The organism is Bhargavaea ginsengi (assembly GCF_900109165.1).
In the GTDB taxonomy this organism is placed as follows: domain Bacteria; phylum Bacillota; class Bacilli; order Bacillales_A; family Planococcaceae; genus Bhargavaea; species Bhargavaea ginsengi.
Window position 1 is genome coordinate 46,539 of the sequence record NZ_FNZF01000007.1, and the last position, 18,879, is coordinate 65,417.

An 18,879-nucleotide genomic window follows, 5' to 3' on the forward strand; every position below is an offset into this window, starting at 1 on the left:
CAGGACTCCTGGGCCTTAAGGATAGAACTGTATTTATAGACCTTCAACAAGCTGAAGCCCCAAATAGACGGCAATTCCCCAGATGATCAGACCGGAAATCTGGTTGAACCGTCTGAGAATCTGCCCGCCGGTGTCCAGTCTTCCAATCATCCGGCCGGTCAGAGCCAGGCCGAAGAACCAGAGAAACGATACGCTGATGCATGCTGCCGTGAACACGACAAGCCTGTCCCCTTCGTAGGCCAGAGAGCTCGGCCCGATGACACCGATCAGGTCGAGGATGGCGTGGGGATTCAGCAGGGAGACCGAAGCGGCAAAAAGGACCTGCTGCTTGGCCGAAAGCGCCTCCCGCTTGCCCTCTCCGTTTCCGGGAGCACTTTTGAAAATCGACCAGCCCATATACACCATGAAAAAGAAGCCGACGAGGAAAATCAGGTTCTTAAGCCAGGCAAAGCTGAAGACGATCAGGGAAACACCCATGACTGCCAGCAGGATGAGCAGCATGTCACAGATGCCGGCGGTCACTACGGCAGGCAAAGCACGCGAAAACCTGCGGTGGGTCGCTCCCTGATTAAATATAAAAACATTTTGTACGCCGAGCGGAAGGATCAGCCCTAAGGCAAGAACAATTCCATGAACTAACGCGGTCGCCATCTTGCGTCCCCCAAATTCTTTTCTTTCTATCATAGCAAAATTCCAATTGGGGTCTTCCGCTGATTGGTGAAACTATATTAGAGAGTGATTGGGATACTTGCCAAATGAAGCGCGCATAGATTCCTATGCGCGCTTGGCCGAGTTCTATGCGCGCTTCTGAGGTTTCTATGTGCGCTTGCCTGGTAGCCTGGTCCAAAAACAGAACGAAGCCGGCTGATCCCAGATGGGTCCGCCGGCTTCGTTTATTACTGATTCTCTTTTAATTCTTCCCACTCTTCCCGCAGCATCCCCATCCGGATGGAGTCGTAGTACGTCCCGTTCCAGTAGCGGACTTTGCGGATGCGGGCTTCCATCTTGAAGCCAAGCTTCTCGCCGGCCCGGATCATGCGCTCGTTGCCGGACCAGGTGGTGTACCCCGTCCGGACGAGCGGCATCGTGTTGAACAGGTGGTCCCGCCACAGCTTGAAGGCGGTCGTGCCGATCCCCCCGTTCCAGTATGCCGGGTCGTAGATGGCGATGCCCATCTCAAGCCAGAGTGATGGCTTATGTTCCCAGTAGTAGCCGACCATGCCGACAATTGTGCTTTCGTGCTCGATCAGCCAGTAATCGTCCTGGTCGACGAGCTTGTCTTTCTTCTCATAGAACGCTTCCCACTCCATCGTCTCGTGGGGATAATAAGGCGCGTCCCACTTTTTCCATTCCGGATTTTCGTCCCGGAAGCTGAGTTCCCACATGCGGCGGAGATCCGTTTCTTTGACCGGGCGGATCGTCGTGCCGTTTTCGGTGTAGGTCAATTGATTCTTCCCTTTCTTACAGGTACTTCTCGAACCATCCGGTGATCTGATCCAGGCGCTCGATGCGCAGGTTTGGCTTGCCGGTGCGCGACAGGTTATGGTCGGCTTCCGGGAAGCGGACGAAGACCGTCTCCTTGCCCATATGCTTCAGCGTGATGAACAGCTGCTCCGCCTGCTCAATCGGGCAACGGAAGTCCTTTTCGCTGTGGAGAATGAGGAGCGGCGTATTGACGTTGGCCGCGTACTTGAGCGGCGAGATGTCCCAGAGTCCTTCGACATCATCCATGACCGCGCCGTGCTGCCATTCGCTGAAGTAGTAACCGATGTCGGAGACACCGAAGAAACTGATCCAGTTCGAGATCGAGCGCTGGGTGACAGCCGCCTTGAACCGGTCGGTGTGGCCGACAATCCAGTTTGTCATGAATCCGCCGTAGCTGCCGCCCGTGATGCCAAGACGCTCGGTATCGATCCAACCGTTGTTTTCGATGGCGTAATCGACACCAGCCATGATGTCCAGATAGTCGCCGTTTCCGTAGTCGCGGCGTACCGCGTCTACGAATTCCTGGCTGTAGCCATGGCTGCCGCGCGGGTTGACGAACAGTACGCCATATCCTTTTGACGCGAGCACCTGGAATTCGTGGAAGAACGTGTTGGCATACATGGTATGCGGCCCGCCGTGGATCTCCGTGATTAGCGGGTACTTCTTCCCTTCCTCGAACCCGGCCGGCTTCATGATCCAGCCGTGGACGTCCCAATCTTTAGGACCTTTGAAGACGATCGGTTCCGGCTTGGCAATCTCGTGTTCTTCGATGAACTTTTCATTGAATGCGGTGAGCGCCTTGCGTTCTCCGGTTGTGATTTCCTGCACGTATAGCTCGCCTGGGTGAACAGGGTTACTTGCCGTAAGGAGTGCCGTTTTGCCGTCTTTTGTGACGTCATAGCCGTAGACATGCTCATTTTCAGGAGTTGCCGGATAAAGCTCCCCTTCAAGTGTCGCGTAATACAGGCGGACATCGCCCATCACGGACACCTGGAAGTAAAGCGCCTCGTTCCCCGTCCAGACTGCCGCAGGCTTTTCGGTGCCCTGCTGGAAGTCGGCCGCGACAAGGTCGCCGACCGGCGCGTCAAGCGATTCTGTCAGGACAGTAAGTGAACCGGACGCCACATCATAGACATACATATCTGTATGCGTCGCGTTTTCCAGCCTGCGATCTGCACCGATAAAGGCGATTTTCTTGCCGTCCGGCGAGAACGTCGCACCGCCATAGTAGCCGTCCTGGTCGATGATTGTCGTCTCTTCCCTCGTTTCTGCATCTGCGAGATAAAGCGCGCCGCGGAATTCGAAGTCCTGGTTTTCCGCACGGTTGACGCTGAAGACGACCTTCTTGCCGTCAGGGGACACCGTGTTCAGGCCGTATTGATGGTCGCCTTCCGTGAACGCTGTCACGTCTCCCGATTCAAGGTCCACGACACCGATCTGGCGGAACATATCTTGAGGAAGGAGACCGAGCCCGTCCGCCTTGTACTTCATCTTCTCGATGACGACCGGCTCCGGCTTCTTGTCCTTTTTCTCCTCTTCCTTGTCCATGAACGACTTGTCTTTCTTGACCGCTCCGTTCACCCACAATTTCTTGCCGCACGGCGACCAGGCAAATGCCGATACCCCGTTCGCAAAGTCGGTCACCCGCTCCGCTTCTCCGCCTGCTGCGCTCAGCACGTAAAGCTGATTCTTGCCGTCACGGTCGGACAGGAAGGCGATCTTGCTGCCGTCAGCGGACCACTCCGGACTGCTCACCCGGTTCTTGCCGTATGTCCACTGCGTCACGTCTCCGGATGCCAGATTCACATGGAACAGATTCGAAATATACTTGTTTTCTTCCTTGTCCATATGCGTCCGAACGAACACCGCTCTGTCGCCAGTTGGCGCCAGATTTGGATTCGCTACGGAATAAAGGTCAAACAGCGATTCAGCCGTAATGTTCTTCTTGCTCATCAGTAACTCCCCCTTTAACAAAACCTACTGATAAGTCTAAACTATTTCGACTTGCGGAACAATATTCTTCTATAATTGCGGGTGAAACGTTGATATAGTTCATTGAGACGTTAACATACTGGCGTGAGACGTTAACATACCAGCGAGAAACGTTAACATACTGCAGTTAAACGTTCACGTTCCGCGTTTCCGCTTTACGACGATCATGAGGATCGCCGTGTAGATCAAGGCAAACGGGATGGCCCAGAATGCCAGCTGCAACAGCTGAGAATCTGTTGGGTAAAAGAAATAGATCAGCATCCATGCAGCGGACACGATCAAGATCGTTTCTTCAAGATACTTCAAGACAGCACCTCATTATCAGATATGCAAACCCAGGAATCATTCGTCACTTTCAGCACCGCTTTCGTCACTTTCGGAGCTTGAATCGTCACTTTCGCGCCATGAATCGTCACTTTCACGGTCACTTGCGTCACTTTCGCGACCTGATTCATCCCCGCACAAACAAAATGCCCGCGACAAGCGCGGGCTACAAATCACTTACTATTGACCGCCATGTCCTTCAGCGAGCGCCGGAGGATTTTGCCGGTCGTGTTTTTCGGCAGGTCATCGAGGAATTCGATGGATGCCGGGATTTTGTATTTCGCAAGTTTTTCTGCGCTGAAGGCTTTCAGGTCTGCTTCCGTCAGGGCGGATCCGTCCTTCTTCACCACATAGGCTTGGATGGCCTCGCCATAATTGGAGTCCGGAACGCCGACAACCGCGGCTTCGACCACGTCCGGATGCGCGTAGAGCACTTCTTCCACTTCACGCGGATAGACGTTATAGCCGCCGACGATAACGAGGTCCTTTTTGCGGTCGACAATGTAGAAATAGCCATTTTCGTCGCGGCGGGCGAGGTCGCCCGTGTAGAGCCAGCCGTTACGGAGCGCGACTGCGGTCTCTTCCGGCATCTTATAATAGCCTTTCATGACGTTCGGACCGCGGACGATAAGTTCGCCCACTTCTCCGTCTGGCACTTCCTCACCAAACTCATTAACTACCTTGTTCTCGACGTTGATGATGTTCGTGCCGATCGAGCCAGGCACGCGCTCGCGGTCAAGCGGGTTGAAGCAAGTGACCGGGGCCGCTTCGCTTAGGCCATATCCTTCCGAGATGCGGACATTGAACTTGTCCTCGAAGTTGTGAAGCAGCGCGACAGGAAGGGACGAGCCGCCTGAGATGGCGCGCTTGACCGACTTGAAGTCTTCCGGGTTGCCCTCCGGATACTGATAAAGGAAGTTGTACATCGTCGGCACGCCGGCGAATATCGTAGCTTCCTTTTCACGGATGACACGGAACACGTCTGCCGGGCTAAACTTCGGCACCAGCAGGATCTGCGCACCCCGCAGGAGTGGCGCGTTTACCACGACTGTCAGAGCGAACACATGGAACACCGGCAGTGTCGCAACGACGCGGTCATCCGGGCTGAACTGGAGATAATCGGCAACGTCACGCGCATTGGAATACAGGTTCTTGTGCGTGAGCATCGCACCCTTGGGATTCCCTGTCGTGCCCGAAGTGTACAAGATGACCGCTGTATCATCGTCATCCACTTCAACTGCTTCCGCAGGAGCACCGCCCGAAGCGACCACGTGTGTAAACGGTTTCACTTTACCGCGGACGTCTTCCGGCAGAGAAGCGATCTTCTCCTCTAATCCCGGTTCTGTTTCACAGATCACATAACTTTCCACCGCCGGGAACGCTGCCGATGCCTGCTGGATCAGCGGCAGCAGCTTGTCCAGTGCAATGACCGCCTTGGCGTCACTGTTGCGGACGATGAACGCGATTTCCTCCGGTGAGTAGATCGGATTCACCGGTACCGCCGTTGCGCCGATGCGCATGGTGGCATACAGCGAAACCAGGAAGTGCGGCGTGTTTCCAAGCAGGAAGACGACATGATCCCCCTTGCCGATGCCGCTTTTCTGCAGACCGGCCGCCAGAAGCCCGACGGTCTGATCGAACTCTGCGTAAGTTGTGTCTTTCCCCATGAAATGATAGGCAATCTTCTGTGGTTCCTCGAGCGCCGTATGATGTACGCGCTTCACAAGATTCATAGCCATCCCCCTTGTTCGAATTGAATGAATAGTCATTCACTATCCCCGATTACCATTATAGAGGAATAATATAAAGCGGACAACAGCCAAATAGGAAATTTAACATGGCACTCCTTTTCCCGGCAGTCAATGATCCGCTCTCTTCCATGAAAAAAGGACCGCTCAAGTCGGTCCTTTCACATGCGCCAGATAGCGCCAGCGGATCAGAAAGAAATACAGCAGCTGGATCACCGTGAAGCCGACGAGAACAAGGGCCATCTCATTCAGGATCGAGATATCGGCGAATTCCTTCCAGATCGCCTGCAGGGAAATAAAGGCGAAAGTACTGTGCAGCATCGCAATGCCCCACGGCAGGAAGAATTGCGGGACCAGCTGGCGGTTGACGATTTTGATGAACTCGCGCTCTGTCATGCCGAGCCGCTTCAGGACGGCCGCCTGGCGCCGGTCGCGGTCGAGCATCGTGTAGAGCTTAAAGTAGATGAAGCTGCCCGCGGCCAGCATGAAGACCATGGCCACCATCAGGCCGGTCAAAAGCAAAAGGTGGAACGTCGAGCGGATAATCGAATAGTCGAGGCCTGGATTCTTGAAGTAATACGGAAGCGCCTCTTCTTCTTCAATTTCGGACAGGATCATCTCCTGCTCGATCGACAGCCCGATCCCGACAGTCTCCTCCCAGTCGGGGATGTCGAAAGCGTGGAACCGGAGAAGCTGATCGGGCTGTGCGGAGGCGACTTTCACAAAGTCGGTCTCGCTGACAACCACCGAATTTGTCCCGAGGCTGTAGGCCGGCAGCAGGAGGCCACCGACTACGCCGCTTACATGGACCTCGACACCGCTTTCCTCGAGCTCTGTCCGGATATCCGCATCCTGTAGTCTCGGGGCGGCTTCCGTAGAATACGGCAGGAAAACGGCTTCGCCCGGCCTCAGGCTAACCGGCCCTGCGCCAAGTGCTTCCGCGAGCCGGTTTACTTCACCCTCGCGAAGAATATTGATGGGTTGCCCGGAGAAAGAAGATTCCTCCCTGGCGACAGTAAGCGGCACGTGGGTGTACTTAAGGCCCGCGTTTTCCAGTTCCTCCATTAGCCCCGTCACATGTTCATACTCATGCGGGTTGCCCGGATAGCTCTCATAAACAAGGCCAAGCGGGTTCAGCGCACGATACTGGGCGGTGTACGTGGCAAGGCTCGCAAGCGTCCCGACAGAAAGGAAAGCGACGGTTGAGACGATTGCGACGATAAAGAACATGTTTGCGTTGTCGCGGAGTTTGGCCGCGGTCTCAGCGAGCGACACGAGACGTGTCCGTTTCCAGTACAGGCTTTTCTGGTCCCTGAACAGGTCGAGCAGGTACAGGATCGAGTGCGAGAAGAAATAATACGTCCCGAGAGTAGCCGCGGGCGGCAGCAGCACCGATAGGTACAGGACATTTACCCGTCCAGCCAGAAGCGCCGCTCCGTAGGACGACAGCAACAGGAGAATGCCGGCAGCGGCTCTCCCCGGTGAGTAGCCGAACGGATCCGCTTCCCCGCCGATCCCTTTCCTGAATTCCGAAATGTCCCGGTTGGCGACGATATAGGCGGACAGCAATCCGATCATAAGGAACAGGCTGAAGAATGCACCCGCAGTCATGAGGAACGGCTCCCATGATACATAAAGCGGCAGGGTCGGCAGCTGGAGCAGTTCCCGGACGATCATGAAAAAGTACTTCGAGAACGCGAAGCCGAGCACGATGCCGCTCGCGGTCGACGCGGCACCGAGCAGCAGCATTTCCAGAAGCAGCAGCTTTCCGAGCTGGCGCCGCTCCATGCCGATCTGGAGGAGCAGGGCGAATTCACCCGAGCGCGCCTGCATAAACGCCCGCATCGAATAAAACAGGAAAAACAGCATGAATACATAAAGGATGATGTCCGCCGTCGTCATCCCAATCAGCGTGATGCCGGTGATGAACCGCTCCCCGATGCCCGGGTGGAACATCAGCATCGAGTAAAGGAAAAACACCATGACCGAAAACACACTGGCCAGGAAAAACGCCGCATAGACGCGGCGGTTCCGGATGACGTTACGGTAGGCGAACTGACGAAAGGTCATCGACGTTGCCTCCCAGAAGCGACAGCATGTTCAGGATGCGCTGGAAGAACGTCCTGCGGCGGTCGTCCTTGTGGATTTCATTGTAGTAGGCGCCGTCCTTGATAAAGAGGACACGGTCGCAGTAGCTGGCGGCGATCGGGTCATGGGTCACCATGATGAACGTCGTCCTGTTTTCCCGGTTGATCGTCCCGAGCAGGTCCAGCACTTCGCGCGCTGCGTTCGAGTCAAGATTCCCCGTCGGTTCGTCGGCCAGCACGATCGACGGCCGGTGGACGAGGGCGCGCGCGATCGCGACACGCTGTTCCTGCCCGCCCGAAATTTCATCCGGACGTTTGTGCAGGATGCCTTCCAGTCCGAGCCGTGCCGTGATCGCCTTGACCCGAGCGTCCATCTCCGAGACGGGCAACCGGTCAAGTGTCAGCGGAAGCACAATGTTTTCCTCGACCGTCAGCATCCTGAGCAGGTTGAAGTCCTGAAAGACGAAACCGAGCTCGCGGCGGCGGAAACGGGCCAGGTCATCCGGCCGGAGCGCCGACGGATCGGTCCCTTTGATGAGCACTTTTCCCGATGTCGGCATATCGATGCCGGAAATCAGGTTCAGAAGCGTCGTCTTGCCGCTTCCGGAAGGGCCCATGACGGCAAGAAACTCCCCTTCCTCCACGTCAAAGCTGAGGCGGTCAAGCGCCCGGTGGGTCACTTTCCCCTCATAGATTTTGATGACGTCTTCAATGCTGACGATCGGCATGTGACTCTTCCTTTCCTTCTTCCTTCTTCTCCCGGAAGAGGACGGACACTGCCGTACCCTCCCCTGGCTCCGACTCGATCTCCAGGCCGTGGCCGAGCTGGTCGCACACTTCCTTCGCGATAAAGAGCCCCATTCCGGTGGACTCACCGGTTAGCCGGCCATTTTCCCCTGTGAAGAACGCATGGGTGACACGTTTCATATCAGATGCCGGGATGCCGATCCCCTCGTCCCGGACGGTCAGCCGGATGCCGTCTTCTGTCCGGTCCGCGCTGAAGTAGACGTGCTTGCCTTCACCTCGCGTGTATTTCACGGCATTCGTGATGAACTGGGCGATGATCGTCTTCATCCACTTCGGATCGGTCGTGACGGTGAGGCCCTCTTCAATCGAAGAAGCCGGGTAGACCCGGTTGGTGATGAACAGCTTTTTGTGTTCGGAAATCACTTCACGGACCAGGGATGCAAGATCCGCACGGGCAATCTGCATGTCCCGCTCGAAAGTGCCAAGCCTTGCATTCAACAGGACGGTCTCGAGGCCGCGCCGGATCCTGTCAGCCTCTTCCCCGATCGCTTCGCGGTCCACTTCCTCTTCCTGCAGCAACAGCGAGATGACCGACAGCGGCGTCTTCATCTGGTGCACCCACTGGTTCATGAACGTCTCATGGCGCTCATTTTCCGAACGCAGCGCCTGCACTTCCTTCTGGTAGATGCCGTACACTTCATGGCCGAAACGCTCGGCTTCGGTAGTTTCCGGGGATTTCGAGGTCCGCATGAGGAGGTCCTCCATCTTGGCCGGGTGCCTCAGGATCCGGTTGTAGTACCCCCTGCGGCCGATAAAGCGTACCGCCAGGAAAAGCGTGGTCAGGATGAGGACCATCACGACCGAATACACGGCAGTGTCCACATTCCGGAAGCCGTCCAGCCAGTACAGCGACAGGATGAATACCGTCAGCAGCACATGGAACACGAGGTAGGCCGCGTGCTCCCGGATAAACAGGCGGACCGCCTTCATGCTTCCTCCGGCGCGGCGATAAACCGGTAGCCCGCGCCGCGTACTGTTTCAATTTGAGATTGGATGCCGTAGTCGGCAAGCTTTTTGCGAACACGGGTCATATTGACGTTTAGTGTGTTTTCATCGACGAATGCCTGGTCATCCCACAGCTCCTCGAGGAACCGTTCTCGTGACACGACCTTCGGCGACTCGGATAGGAGCAATTCCAGGATGACGCACTCTTTTTTCTGGAGCGGGATCTCCTCTCCGTGCGCATGCAGTTCCATCCGCTCCGGATACAGCTCCAGACGGCCGAGACGGATTGTCCGCTCTTCCATTTTCGGCGCGTATTCTCCAAATGACCGACGCAGATGGCTTCTGATCTTCGCCAGGACAATCTCGTAGTTGAACGGTTTCGTAATAAAGTCATCCCCGCCGTTTTCCAGCGCAAACACCTGATCCATCTCGCCGGAACGTGCCGAGATAAACAAAATCGGCACGGTCGTCCGCTGGCGCAGCTGGCGGCACCAGTAATAGCCGTCATAAGACGGCAGGTTGATATCAAGCAGGATGAGGTGCGGGGAGAACTCGGACTCCGCCTCCAAAATCCGGTCGAAGTCATCTGCCGCCCGCACATTGTAATGGTATTTCCGGAGCGTCTCGGCAAGCAGCGAGGCGATCTTCCGGTCGTCTTCGATGATGAGGATCCGATGTTGTTCCACGGTCTTTCCCTCTTTTCCAATTTCGGTTCCGTCGGGTAAATACGGCCGGAATCCGTGATTTTCTCTGCTTTTATGATAGCAGAAAAGGGACCCGGCGTCTGTCGGGTCCCCTTTGTATAGGCTGCGTCTGATCAGTAGATCAGATCGATGAAATCTTCTTTCGTGATGCCGCCAAGCAGCTTTTCGATGTTGATGCCCTCGATCGCCTGCTCGATGCCTTCGGTGCTGTATGGCGCGCCTTTCAGTGCATCTTCGATCTCGGCCACTTCGCCGACCCCGAAGAAGTCGCCGAAGATAGCCGCGTCTTCGATTTTGCCTTTGTTTACATCGAGTTTTACATCGATGCCGCCGACCGGGAAGCGTTTTGAGTGAGACATGTTGAACTTCGGTGACTTGCCGTAGTTCCAGTCCCAGTTACCGTAGCGCTTCTCGGACAGCTTCCTGATGTTTTCCCAATCGTCTTCCGTGAGCTCAACGTACTCGATTTTGTCCTTGCCGCCAAAGATCTGCTCGAGGATATACTGGCGGAACTCTTCGATATTCATCGGCTCCTCGAGGAACTCGGAGATGTTCGCGACACGCGAGCGAATGGACTTGATGCCCTTCGATTCGATCTTGTCCTTTTTCACTTTGAGCGCGTTCACGACTTCGCCGATGTCCGTATCGAACATAAGCGTGCCGTGGCTGTACATCCGGCCCTGTGTGGAAAACTGGGCATTGCCGGAAATCTTGCGCCCTTCGACGAGAAGGTCGTTGCGTCCCTGCAACTCGGCTTTAACGCCGAGGCTGTTGAGCGCATCTACGACCGGCTGCGTGAATTTCTTGAAATTACGGAAGCTCTCTCCGTCATCCTTCGTGATGAAGCTGTAGTTCAGGTTGCCAAGATCGTGGTATACCGCTCCGCCGCCGGACAGCCGGCGAACAACCTTGATGCCATTTTTGTCCACGTAGCCCGCGTCGATCTCTTCGATGGTGTTCTGGTTGCGGCCGACGATAATGGACGGGCCGTTAATGTAGAACAGCAGATAAGAATCCTTGTCCGTATCAAACGTGTTCAGGATATATTCCTCGATCGCGAGGTTGATGTACGGGTCGTGGTTGCCCTTGTTGTCGATGAATTTCATGCTTGTGGACCTCCTGTCATTTTCCTTTGTCCAGTTTATCACACACCCCCGAAACGCTCCCGCTATTAGGCTGTCCGAAAGGGACCGGAACCAATCTGAAAAAATATTTGTAAAATTAGGTGAAAACCATTGACACCCTCTGCTCTGTTATAATACACTGTGTACAACAACAGAAGTTGACTAATAAAACTTCTTCGAGAGGAGAATGCGGAATGATGGAAAGTGTCGTTGAATTCTTCAAGAACCTGCCTCCGAAAATGTGTACTGACTGTGGTGAACAAATCGAGGAACAACATGAGTGCTACAGCAATAAGTGCGACAAGTGCAACTGCGAATAACAAATGCCGACCTTAACGGCGCCCCGGATTATCTGTCCGGGGCGTTTTTTCTGTTTCAAAACAGATATGTAAGCGCTTTTATAGTACAGATAGAATTCTTTTGTATCAGTACAGCCTGTCCCGCTAAATTCCGATGAAAGAGGATAATTGGAGACGAAACAGTAAAATTCTCCGATAGAACGGATTGATAGATTTCACCTTTTCCCTGTATCACGTTTTACTAAGTGAAACCAATCAATCTGTTATTCCGTATTCCATACATACAAGACCCGAATTGGAGGAAGTACTGTGAAACCAATCACCAAGAAACGATTCAAGGCCTACCTGATTGACTTGGCCGTATCAACCGCCGCAACTGCAGGTGTCGAATATGTCCTAAGGAAGAAAATCAAAAGCGAGGCCTTTCACGCACTCGTCACCCCTACTGCTGTCATGTGGGCGCTGGAATATGCACAGTTGCGCAACAGCGGACGGACGATCGGCTACAAAACGATGGGACTGGCCATTGAAAACACGGACGGCACCGAACCGACACCCGGCCAGATTGTGAAGCGCATGGCCTACCGGGACACCATCAGCACATTCGACTACATAAAAGACCGTGAAGCCTTCGAGGCGCAGGACGGAGCGCTCCTCCCTCACGACCGGATTTCTGGAACGGTTGTGAAGGAACAATAAACATAAAAACAACCTCAAGCGGACGCCCCATGACTGATCATGGGCAGTTCCACTTGAGGTTGTTACATTCTGATGAATCTCGGTTCGTATTCAGACAAGACCTCAAAGACCTGATCACCGTTCATGTACAGATGATGTTCCAGTTTCGGGTGCGTCTTTCTGTTAATGAGCGGATTGTGATCGAACCATTTTAAGTATTCCGAGTTCAGGACTTTATAGAAATACAGCGAGTTTTCATCTTTCACGGTGGACAAGTCTTCTTCCTTGCTGAGCAGATCAAACCGGCCGTATTCGGTTGAGAACCGATAAGACCAAACGTAATACTCGACTGGTGAAACAAACTGATCGTAAATGACATCGACTTTTGTCTCTGCCAAATCACTGACCGAAAGTTTCAGGTAATCAAAATGGGCGAGTACTTCAAAAAAACCCAAGTCCGCAAGACTTCTTCCTTTCAAGTAAGTGACGGGCTGCCAGGCCTGCAGAACCTCCATCATATTGCCTCCTTCACTCAAGCATATAATCAATCATTCTGGTCATATGCAGGATTTCCTTTACGTTGGAACCAAAAGGAGCCGTCATCCAAGATGACGGCTCCCCCTTTATTACCCTTACTGCTCTGATTTCCCGACGCAGCGTTCGCATTCATGATGGAGGGACTCGACTTTCTCAACGATTTCACAACCGCACTCGACACAGATCTTCCGGGACTTTTCGATCTTCTGCTGGTTTTTCATCATTCAGATCTCCTCCTTATGGGTTTGGGGTTATGCCAGCCGGCCGTAGCCCGGCACGGTCAGGAATTCTTCAAAGTCATCGTTTTCCGTGAGTTCCTTGAACAGGTCTGCGGCTTCCTGGAAACGGCCTTCTGTAAACCGCTCCGAGCCTTCCGATTTCCGGATTTTCCACAGTTCCTCCTGTAGCAGCTGCCGGAACAGGCTTTCCGTGATTTCCCTGCCGTCATCCAGGCGGGCTTCCGGGTGGCGGATCCACTGCCAGATCTGCGATCGGGAGATTTCCGCCGTCGCGGCGTCTTCCATCAGATTATTGATCGGGACCGCTCCGCTGCCGCACAGCCAGGCTGCAATGTAGCGGATGCCGACGTTGATGTTCGTCCGGATGCCGCCTTCCGTGATGGTCCCGTCCGGCACCTTCAGAAGATCCTGGCCGGTCACCTGGACGTCTTCCCGTTTCCGTTCCACCTGGTTTTGCCCGTCGCCGATGACGGCATCGAATTCCTTCATCGCGACCGGAACCAGTCCGGGATGCGCGACCCACGTGCCATCATGGCCGTCGGTCGCCTCGCGCCGCTTGTCTTCGGCAACTTTTCGGAACGCATCAGCATTGGCTTCTTCGTCTCCCTTGACCGGAATCTGGGCCGCCATGCCGCCGATAGCCATTGCGCCACGCCGGTGACATGTCTTGATGCAAAGTTGGGTGTAGGCCCTCATGAACGGCGCGGTCATCGTTACCTGCCCCCGGTCCGGAAGCAGCACATCGTCCTGGTTCCGGAACCGCTTCAGGAAGCTGAAGATGTAGTCCCAGCGTCCGCAATTCAGTCCTGCCGCGTGGTCGCGCAGTTCGTAGAGGATCTCATCCATCTCGAACGCGGCGAGGATCGTTTCGATCAGGACCGTCGCCCGGATCGTGCCGTGCGGGATGCCGAGCCGCTCCTGCGCATAGGTGAAGACGTCATTCCAGAGGCGTGCCTCCAGATGGCTTTCCACCTTCGGCAGGTAGAAATACGGCCCCGTCCCGCACGCAATCTGTTCTTTCGCGTTGTGGTAGAAGAACAGCCCGAAGTCGAACAAACTGCCGGACACCGGCTCCCCGCCGACCGTCACATGGCGCTCTTCCAGATGCCACCCGCGGGGCCGGACGATCAGGACCGCAGTCTCCTCGTTCAATCGATATTCCTTGCCGTCGGACGGACGGGTGTAGGAAATCGTCCGACGCACGGCATCATGCATATTCTTCTGGCCCTCGATCATGTTTTCCCATGTCGGGGAGGTCGCGTCCTCAAAGCATGCCATGAAGGTTTTCGCGCCCGAATTCAGCGCGTTGATGACCATTTTCCTGTCGACCGGACCGGTGATTTCCACCCGGCGGTCCTTCAGGTCGTCAGGGATCGGGGCGACTTCCCAATCGCCCTCCCTGATCTGTTCCGTCTCCGGAAGAAAGTCCGGCTGCTCCCCCGCATCGAACCTCGCCTGCCGCTCCATCCGCTTTTCCAGCAGCTCCAGCCGCCGATTGTTGAACCGCTCATGCAGCTCGCCGATGAATCGGAGTGCGTCTTCGGTCAGGATCACGTCCGAGGACGGCGTCCGGCCGCCCGTCACATTGACTTGCCGCTCCCTTGCCGTTTCGTTCGTCGTCATGTGCACCCGCTCCTTTCCTTATGCGAACTGCGCAGTTTCCGTCGATCCGGCCATCGCGGTTGTGGACGACTGGCCGCCGGAGATGACCTGCGAGACTTCGTCGAAGTAGCCGGTGCCGACTTCGCGCTGGTGGCGTGTCGCCGTGTAGCCTTTTTCCTCGCTGGCGAACTCGGCCTGCTGGAGGCGGGAGTAGGCTGCCATGCCCTCATCCTTGTATGCATTTGCCAGTTCGAACATGCTGTGGTTCAGCGAGTGGAAGCCGGCGAGCGTGACGAACTGGAACTTATAGCCCATCTTCGCGATTTCGCGCTGGTACTCGGCGATCGTTTCCTTGTCGAGGTTCGCTTCCCAGTTGAATGAAGGCGAGCAGTTGTATGCAAGCATCTTGCCCGGGAAATTCTCGTGGATCGCATCGGCGAACTGTTTCGCTTCTTCAAGCGACGGTTTGGATGTCTCGCACCAGATCAGGTCGGCATACGGCGCGTAGGCAAGACCGCGTGCGATCGCCTGGTCGATGCCGGCGCGTGTGCGGTAGAAGCCTTCCGGCGTGCGCTCTCCGGTGATGAACTCGTGGTCCGCCGGGTCGATGTCACTTGTGATCAGGTCCGCCGCATCCGCATCGGTGCGGGCAATGATGATCGTCGGGACGCCCATGACGTCTGCCGCCAGACGGGCGGAAATCAGGTTTTTGACCGCGTTCTGCGTCGGGAGGAGAACCTTTCCGCCGAGGTGGCCGCATTTTTTCTCGGATGCGAGTTGGTCTTCGAAGTGGACGCCTGCAGCGCCCGATTCGATCATGCCCTTCATCAGTTCAAAGACGTTCAGCGGTCCGCCGAATCCGGCTTCCGCATCCGCGACGATCGGTGCGAACCAGTCGAATCCTTCGCGGCCTTCCGCGCGGTCAATCTGGTCGGCCCGCTGGAGCGCCTGGTTGATGCGCTTGACGACATGCGGCACGCTGTTGGCCGGGTAGAGGCTCTGGTCCGGGTACATATGACCGGAGATGTTGGCATCCGCCGCGACCTGCCAGCCGCTCAGGTAGATGGCCTGCAGCCCTGCCTTGACCTGTTGCATCGCCTGGTTTCCGGTGAGGGCGCCCAGCGCATTGATGAACGGTTCCTCCTGGAGGGACTTCCAGAGCCGTGCCGCTCCGCGCTTCGCGAGCGTATGTTCAATCTGGACGGAGCCGCGGAGGCGGTACACATCTTCCGCCGTGTAAGGCCGTGTGATTCCATTCCACCGCTCATCCTGCCATCCCATTTCAATCTGTTCGATTTCCGCCTGTTTTGTCGTCATCCGAAACACACCTTTCAGAGGGTTTTTTTAACGCTGTTATAAAATAGTTCTTTCAGACTGTTTCATAACAGCGTTCTTTGTTGTAACTTACTATATAACAGAACTATCTTTCTTGTCTGGGTTTTCTGACTAAAGAGGGAAATTCTTTGATGAACATGGGCGGTTCGCCGATGAATGGAGGAGATCAGATGAAGAACGGTGTGTTAGAACAGTTGGCGCAGTTTGCTTGTGAATGGATTCCGGAAAAAGCGGCATTTGCCGTGGCGGCAGACGGGCATTACATTCATCTGGACGAGAGGGGCCTGGACATTCCGCTTGTCCCCGGCCATCCCGTCATCCCGGGGGACATCGCCCATCGGGTGTTGGAGACGGGACGGCGAGCCGAGGAGCGGCTGTCCTTCCCTGAACAGGACTCTTCCTATTATGGAATCGGGTATCCGGTGGAAATTGATTCGTTGCCGGGTGCCGTAATCGTCCTCCTGCCCGAAGAATTGAAAACAGAGAAAACGGAACCAATCCGATACCTTACCGGACGAACTGACGAAGACTGGGTCCCGGTCTCCGTCAGCCGCATCACTCACATCGAAAGCGCCGACAAGAAAACCTGGTTCTACGCTGACGGGGAAGAATTCGCCTCCGCCCGTACTCTGAAGCAATTGGAGGCGGAACTGCCAGGCTCCTTCCTCCGGGTGCACCGCTCCTATCTCATCAACACGGACTTCATCAGCCGCATCCGCAAAGACGACTTCACCTCAGGACTCCTCATCACGACATCGGACGGATCGGAAATCCCCGTCAGCCAGACCCACGCCCCCACGCTCAGGAAAGTTCTCGGATTCTGAATTAAAAAAATGCCGTTCCGTGGCAGACGGAACGGCGTTCATCATGTTATTTAGTTTTCTGGGCAGACCGTATGTTGCGTTTATTTGAGAGGTATATCCATATTGCCGTGAAAACCTGAATGAGCGGGAGATAGATCGCCCACGGAAAGGCCGGAGTCGCCCCGAGATACCAGGCATCGGGATAAATCAGGACCGCACTAGCCAGCATCCATAACCAGGAGCGCAAGATCAGTCCCAAGACAAATGTGATAGCCGACATGACGATCAACGGAAAAAATAGCTGTAGGGTACCCAACAGCAATCCCATCATCTGCTCCATCCACCAGCCTCCTTATGGGTGGGTTATATCTTGCTACAGGCGGGTTCATCCAGTCTCCGCAATGGATTATACCGCCGGTTCCCGCATTCATCGGTTAGGTTTCGTCATTCGACCGTCTGATTTCGTCATTCATCCCATTAATCTCGTCATTCGATAAGTCCGGCCGGGCGAATGACGAAATTGAGGCCACGAATGACGAGACTGAGGCCCTGAATGACGAGACTGCGACCGTGAATGACGAAACCGCCGACCCTGAATTAAAAACATCCTAATCGCCAAAAAGCCCCCTTTTCACCTGCCAGCCTTACTGTGAAGCTTACGATGGAAGTCCCGAACCTGTTCCGCCAGTTCCGGAACCGGCCCGTCCACCTCGGCATCACGGATCACTTCCTGTATGGAAAGGTTCCGGACACGCGAAGGGGCGACGCCCAATTCACCGAGCCATTCTGACAGCTGCTGCGAGGAAGAGGCATAGACGATCCGGCCAAGTCCTACCCAGCCATGTGCCGCGGCGCACATCGGGCAGTGTTCACCGGATGTATAGACGGTCGCACCTCCCCTTTCTTCAGGAGTCAGGTTTTGCGCCGCCCAGCGCGCCAGCGCGAATTCCGGGTGCCGGGTATGGTCGCCCCCTGCCACGTGGTTATGGTCTTCGGCAAGCACTTCCCCGTCAGCCGAGACAAGGAGAGAACCGAATGGCTCGTCCCCTTTTTCCAGCGCTATTTCCGCCAGTTCCACACAGCGCCGCAAATGTTTCAGATCCACCTCAGTAATCATCGTAGTCTCCTCCTATCTATTATCATGACCATCTTAATAGAGAAAGTGTTTTGGGACCAACGAAAAATCGGGAACGGCATAAAGCCGTTCCCGATCCGTTCATTTCTTATTTTAGTACATCCATCACCGCATCCGCCATTGCATCAACAAACAGCGGGTGTGTTTTCGGCATTTCCGGACGGTAGTAGGAAGCGCCGACTTCATCGCAGACGACTTTGCACTCGTAGTCGTTGTCATAAAGCACTTCAAGGTGCTCCGCAACGAATCCGAGCGGCGTGTAGACGAATGCCTTGTAGCCGTGTTCCTTATGAAGGTCGCGTGTCAGGTCCTGGACGTCCGGGCCGAGCCAAGGGTCAGGCGTGTTGCCCTCGGACTGCCAGCCGACCGCGTACGTTTTCACGTCAGCCGCTTCAGCGACAAGCTTTGCCGTTTCGTCCAGCTGATCCGGATACGGGTCGCCGTGCTCCTTGATCTTCTCAGGAAGAGAGTGTGCGGAGACGACAAGGCACGCGTTTTCGCGCTCTTCATCAGTCATCGAACCGTACGCTTCGCGGATCTTCTCTTCCCAGTACTGGATGAACTTCGGCTGGCGGTAGAAGTCCTTGACGGAATGGATCTTCATATCGCCAAGTTCGGCAGCTTTTTCTTTCGCCCGCTTGGTGTACGACTCGACGGAGAACGTCGAGTAGTGAGGTGCAAGAACGATTGTGACCGCCTCGGTGATGCCGTCTTCATGCATCTTCTCCACCGTATCCTCGATGAACGGGTGAATATGCTTCAGGCCGACATACACTTTGAACTCGATGTCGTCCTGCACTTCGTTGAGCCGCTTGCCGAGCGCTTCCGCCTGTTCGTCGGTCGTCTTGGCGAGCGGGGAGATTCCGCCGATCGCCTCGTAGCGGTCCTTCAGGTCCTGCAGCTGTTCCGGCGCAGGCGGGCGGCCGTGGCGGATATGCGTGTAGTACGGTTCGATATCTTCTTCTTTATAAGGGGTTCCGTAGGCCATGACGAGAAGGCCCATCGTCTTTTTTGCCATTCGTTTCACCTTCCGAT

The 18,879-nt window shown here is 55.3% G+C and carries 21 protein-coding genes; 3 read left to right on the forward strand and 18 right to left on the reverse strand.

Annotated elements, in window-relative coordinates:
• Positions 1–33: 33 nt before the first annotated feature.
• From BMX91_RS14070 to BMX91_RS14110, 11 genes are all read right to left on the reverse strand, one after another.
• On the reverse strand, positions 34–651 hold the full coding sequence (locus BMX91_RS14070) for a LysE/ArgO family amino acid transporter (protein WP_092055591.1): 618 nt from the start codon (positions 649–651) through the stop codon (positions 34–36).
• 245 nt (positions 652–896) lie between these two features.
• The gene (locus BMX91_RS14075) at positions 897–1,445 is read right to left on the reverse strand and encodes a GNAT family N-acetyltransferase (protein WP_092055593.1); all 549 of its coding nucleotides are present in this window, start codon (positions 1,443–1,445) and stop codon (positions 897–899) included.
• Between the two features lie 16 nt (positions 1,446–1,461).
• Complete coding sequence (locus BMX91_RS14080) at positions 1,462–3,438, reverse strand: S9 family peptidase (protein ID WP_092055594.1); 1,977 nt, start codon at positions 3,436–3,438, stop codon at positions 1,462–1,464.
• Positions 3,439–3,612: 174 nt separating this feature from the next.
• On the reverse strand, positions 3,613–3,783 hold the full coding sequence (locus BMX91_RS15825; RefSeq protein ID WP_177168410.1) for a hypothetical protein: 171 nt from the start codon (positions 3,781–3,783) through the stop codon (positions 3,613–3,615).
• Entirely contained in the window at positions 3,780–3,932 is a 153-nt protein-coding gene (locus BMX91_RS15830) for a hypothetical protein (RefSeq protein ID WP_177168411.1), read from the reverse strand. The genes BMX91_RS15825 and BMX91_RS15830 overlap by 4 nt, the downstream gene beginning before the upstream one ends.
• 42 nt (positions 3,933–3,974) lie before the next feature.
• Positions 3,975–5,534, reverse strand: coding sequence for a fatty acid--CoA ligase family protein (locus tag BMX91_RS14085; protein WP_092055597.1), 1,560 nt, complete (start codon positions 5,532–5,534; stop codon positions 3,975–3,977).
• Positions 5,535–5,696: 162 nt separating this feature from the next.
• On the reverse strand, positions 5,697–7,619 hold the full coding sequence (locus BMX91_RS14090; RefSeq protein ID WP_092055599.1) for an FtsX-like permease family protein: 1,923 nt from the start codon (positions 7,617–7,619) through the stop codon (positions 5,697–5,699).
• Positions 7,591–8,364, reverse strand: coding sequence for an ABC transporter ATP-binding protein (locus BMX91_RS14095; RefSeq protein ID WP_092055601.1), 774 nt, complete (start codon positions 8,362–8,364; stop codon positions 7,591–7,593). Before BMX91_RS14095 ends, BMX91_RS14090 begins: the two co-directional genes overlap by 29 nt.
• Positions 8,345–9,373, reverse strand: a complete 1,029-nt coding sequence (locus BMX91_RS14100) for a sensor histidine kinase (RefSeq protein ID WP_092055604.1) — start codon at positions 9,371–9,373, stop codon at positions 8,345–8,347. Before BMX91_RS14100 ends, BMX91_RS14095 begins: the two co-directional genes overlap by 20 nt.
• Positions 9,370–10,074 (reverse strand): response regulator transcription factor, encoded by a 705-nt coding sequence (locus BMX91_RS14105; protein WP_092055606.1) that lies wholly within the window; start codon positions 10,072–10,074, stop codon positions 9,370–9,372. The genes BMX91_RS14100 and BMX91_RS14105 overlap by 4 nt, the downstream gene beginning before the upstream one ends.
• Before the next feature lie 131 nt (positions 10,075–10,205).
• On the reverse strand, positions 10,206–11,198 hold the full coding sequence (locus tag BMX91_RS14110; protein ID WP_092055609.1) for a lipoate--protein ligase: 993 nt from the start codon (positions 11,196–11,198) through the stop codon (positions 10,206–10,208).
• 212 nt (positions 11,199–11,410) lie between these two features.
• Between BMX91_RS14110 and yhfH the strand changes: the two genes are divergently transcribed.
• Positions 11,411–11,536, forward strand: coding sequence for a protein YhfH (yhfH, locus tag BMX91_RS14115; protein WP_092055612.1), 126 nt, complete (start codon positions 11,411–11,413; stop codon positions 11,534–11,536).
• A 288-nt stretch (positions 11,537–11,824) separates the two neighbouring features.
• Positions 11,825–12,214, forward strand: a complete 390-nt coding sequence (locus BMX91_RS14120; RefSeq protein WP_092055613.1) for an RDD family protein — start codon at positions 11,825–11,827, stop codon at positions 12,212–12,214.
• Positions 12,215–12,276: 62 nt separating this feature from the next.
• Here the strand turns inward: BMX91_RS14120 and BMX91_RS14125 are convergent, their stop codons facing one another.
• The 4 genes from BMX91_RS14125 to aceA all read right to left on the reverse strand — a co-directional run bounded on the left by BMX91_RS14125 (position 12,277) and on the right by aceA (position 15,888).
• The gene (locus BMX91_RS14125; protein ID WP_092055616.1) at positions 12,277–12,708 is read right to left on the reverse strand and encodes a hypothetical protein; all 432 of its coding nucleotides are present in this window, start codon (positions 12,706–12,708) and stop codon (positions 12,277–12,279) included.
• A 117-nt stretch (positions 12,709–12,825) separates the two neighbouring features.
• Entirely contained in the window at positions 12,826–12,954 is a 129-nt protein-coding gene (locus tag BMX91_RS15860; protein WP_008300729.1) for a hypothetical protein, read from the reverse strand.
• A gap of 27 nt (positions 12,955–12,981) precedes the next feature.
• Positions 12,982–14,592: a malate synthase A gene (gene aceB, locus BMX91_RS14130; RefSeq protein WP_092055618.1), complete on the reverse strand. Its 1,611-nt coding sequence runs from the start codon at positions 14,590–14,592 to the stop codon at positions 12,982–12,984.
• Between the two features lie 18 nt (positions 14,593–14,610).
• Positions 14,611–15,888 carry an isocitrate lyase gene (gene aceA, locus BMX91_RS14135; protein ID WP_092055620.1) on the reverse strand — a complete coding sequence of 426 codons (1,278 nt, stop codon included), beginning with the start codon at positions 15,886–15,888 and terminating at the stop codon, positions 14,611–14,613.
• A gap of 188 nt (positions 15,889–16,076) precedes the next feature.
• Between aceA and BMX91_RS14140 the strand changes: the two genes are divergently transcribed.
• Positions 16,077–16,730: a LytR/AlgR family response regulator transcription factor gene (locus tag BMX91_RS14140; protein ID WP_177168412.1), complete on the forward strand. Its 654-nt coding sequence runs from the start codon at positions 16,077–16,079 to the stop codon at positions 16,728–16,730.
• Positions 16,731–16,776: 46 nt separating this feature from the next.
• Here BMX91_RS14140 and BMX91_RS14145 read toward each other — a convergent pair whose 3' ends face one another.
• The 3 genes from BMX91_RS14145 to hemH all read right to left on the reverse strand — a co-directional run bounded on the left by BMX91_RS14145 (position 16,777) and on the right by hemH (position 18,862).
• Positions 16,777–17,049: a hypothetical protein gene (locus BMX91_RS14145; protein WP_092055627.1), complete on the reverse strand. Its 273-nt coding sequence runs from the start codon at positions 17,047–17,049 to the stop codon at positions 16,777–16,779.
• A gap of 291 nt (positions 17,050–17,340) precedes the next feature.
• A complete protein-coding gene (locus BMX91_RS14150) occupies positions 17,341–17,826 on the reverse strand; it encodes a nucleoside deaminase (RefSeq protein WP_092055629.1) in 486 nt (161 codons plus the stop codon).
• Between the two features lie 106 nt (positions 17,827–17,932).
• Positions 17,933–18,862 carry a ferrochelatase gene (gene hemH / locus BMX91_RS14155; protein WP_092055631.1) on the reverse strand — a complete coding sequence of 310 codons (930 nt, stop codon included), beginning with the start codon at positions 18,860–18,862 and terminating at the stop codon, positions 17,933–17,935.
• Positions 18,863–18,879: the final 17 nt, after the last annotated feature.

What these genes read in the sequence shown, in the direction of transcription:
- hemH (WP_092055631.1), bottom strand. Translation starts at nt 18,862, where the DNA reads ATGGCAAAAAAGACGATGGGCCTTCTCGTCATGGCCTACGGAACCCCT.
- BMX91_RS14070 (WP_092055591.1), bottom strand. Translation starts at nt 651, where the DNA reads ATGGCGACCGCGTTAGTTCATGGAATTGTTCTTGCCTTAGGGCTGATC.
- BMX91_RS14110 (WP_092055609.1), bottom strand. Translation starts at nt 11,198, where the DNA reads ATGAAATTCATCGACAACAAGGGCAACCACGACCCGTACATCAACCTC.
- BMX91_RS14100 (WP_092055604.1), bottom strand. Translation starts at nt 9,373, where the DNA reads ATGAAGGCGGTCCGCCTGTTTATCCGGGAGCACGCGGCCTACCTCGTG.
- BMX91_RS14125 (WP_092055616.1), bottom strand. Translation starts at nt 12,708, where the DNA reads ATGGAGGTTCTGCAGGCCTGGCAGCCCGTCACTTACTTGAAAGGAAGA.
- yhfH (WP_092055612.1), top strand. Translation starts at nt 11,411, where the DNA reads ATGATGGAAAGTGTCGTTGAATTCTTCAAGAACCTGCCTCCGAAAATG.
- BMX91_RS14090 (WP_092055599.1), bottom strand. Translation starts at nt 7,619, where the DNA reads ATGACCTTTCGTCAGTTCGCCTACCGTAACGTCATCCGGAACCGCCGC.
- BMX91_RS15860 (WP_008300729.1), bottom strand. Translation starts at nt 12,954, where the DNA reads ATGATGAAAAACCAGCAGAAGATCGAAAAGTCCCGGAAGATCTGTGTC.
- aceA (WP_092055620.1), bottom strand. Translation starts at nt 15,888, where the DNA reads ATGACGACAAAACAGGCGGAAATCGAACAGATTGAAATGGGATGGCAG.
- BMX91_RS14085 (WP_092055597.1), bottom strand. Translation starts at nt 5,534, where the DNA reads ATGAATCTTGTGAAGCGCGTACATCATACGGCGCTCGAGGAACCACAG.
- BMX91_RS15830 (WP_177168411.1), bottom strand. Translation starts at nt 3,932, where the DNA reads ATGAATCAGGTCGCGAAAGTGACGCAAGTGACCGTGAAAGTGACGATT.
- BMX91_RS14140 (WP_177168412.1), top strand. Translation starts at nt 16,077, where the DNA reads ATGAAGAACGGTGTGTTAGAACAGTTGGCGCAGTTTGCTTGTGAATGG.
- BMX91_RS14145 (WP_092055627.1), bottom strand. Translation starts at nt 17,049, where the DNA reads ATGGAGCAGATGATGGGATTGCTGTTGGGTACCCTACAGCTATTTTTT.
- aceB (WP_092055618.1), bottom strand. Translation starts at nt 14,592, where the DNA reads ATGACGACGAACGAAACGGCAAGGGAGCGGCAAGTCAATGTGACGGGC.
- BMX91_RS14080 (WP_092055594.1), bottom strand. Translation starts at nt 3,438, where the DNA reads ATGAGCAAGAAGAACATTACGGCTGAATCGCTGTTTGACCTTTATTCC.
- BMX91_RS14095 (WP_092055601.1), bottom strand. Translation starts at nt 8,364, where the DNA reads ATGCCGATCGTCAGCATTGAAGACGTCATCAAAATCTATGAGGGGAAA.
- BMX91_RS14150 (WP_092055629.1), bottom strand. Translation starts at nt 17,826, where the DNA reads ATGATTACTGAGGTGGATCTGAAACATTTGCGGCGCTGTGTGGAACTG.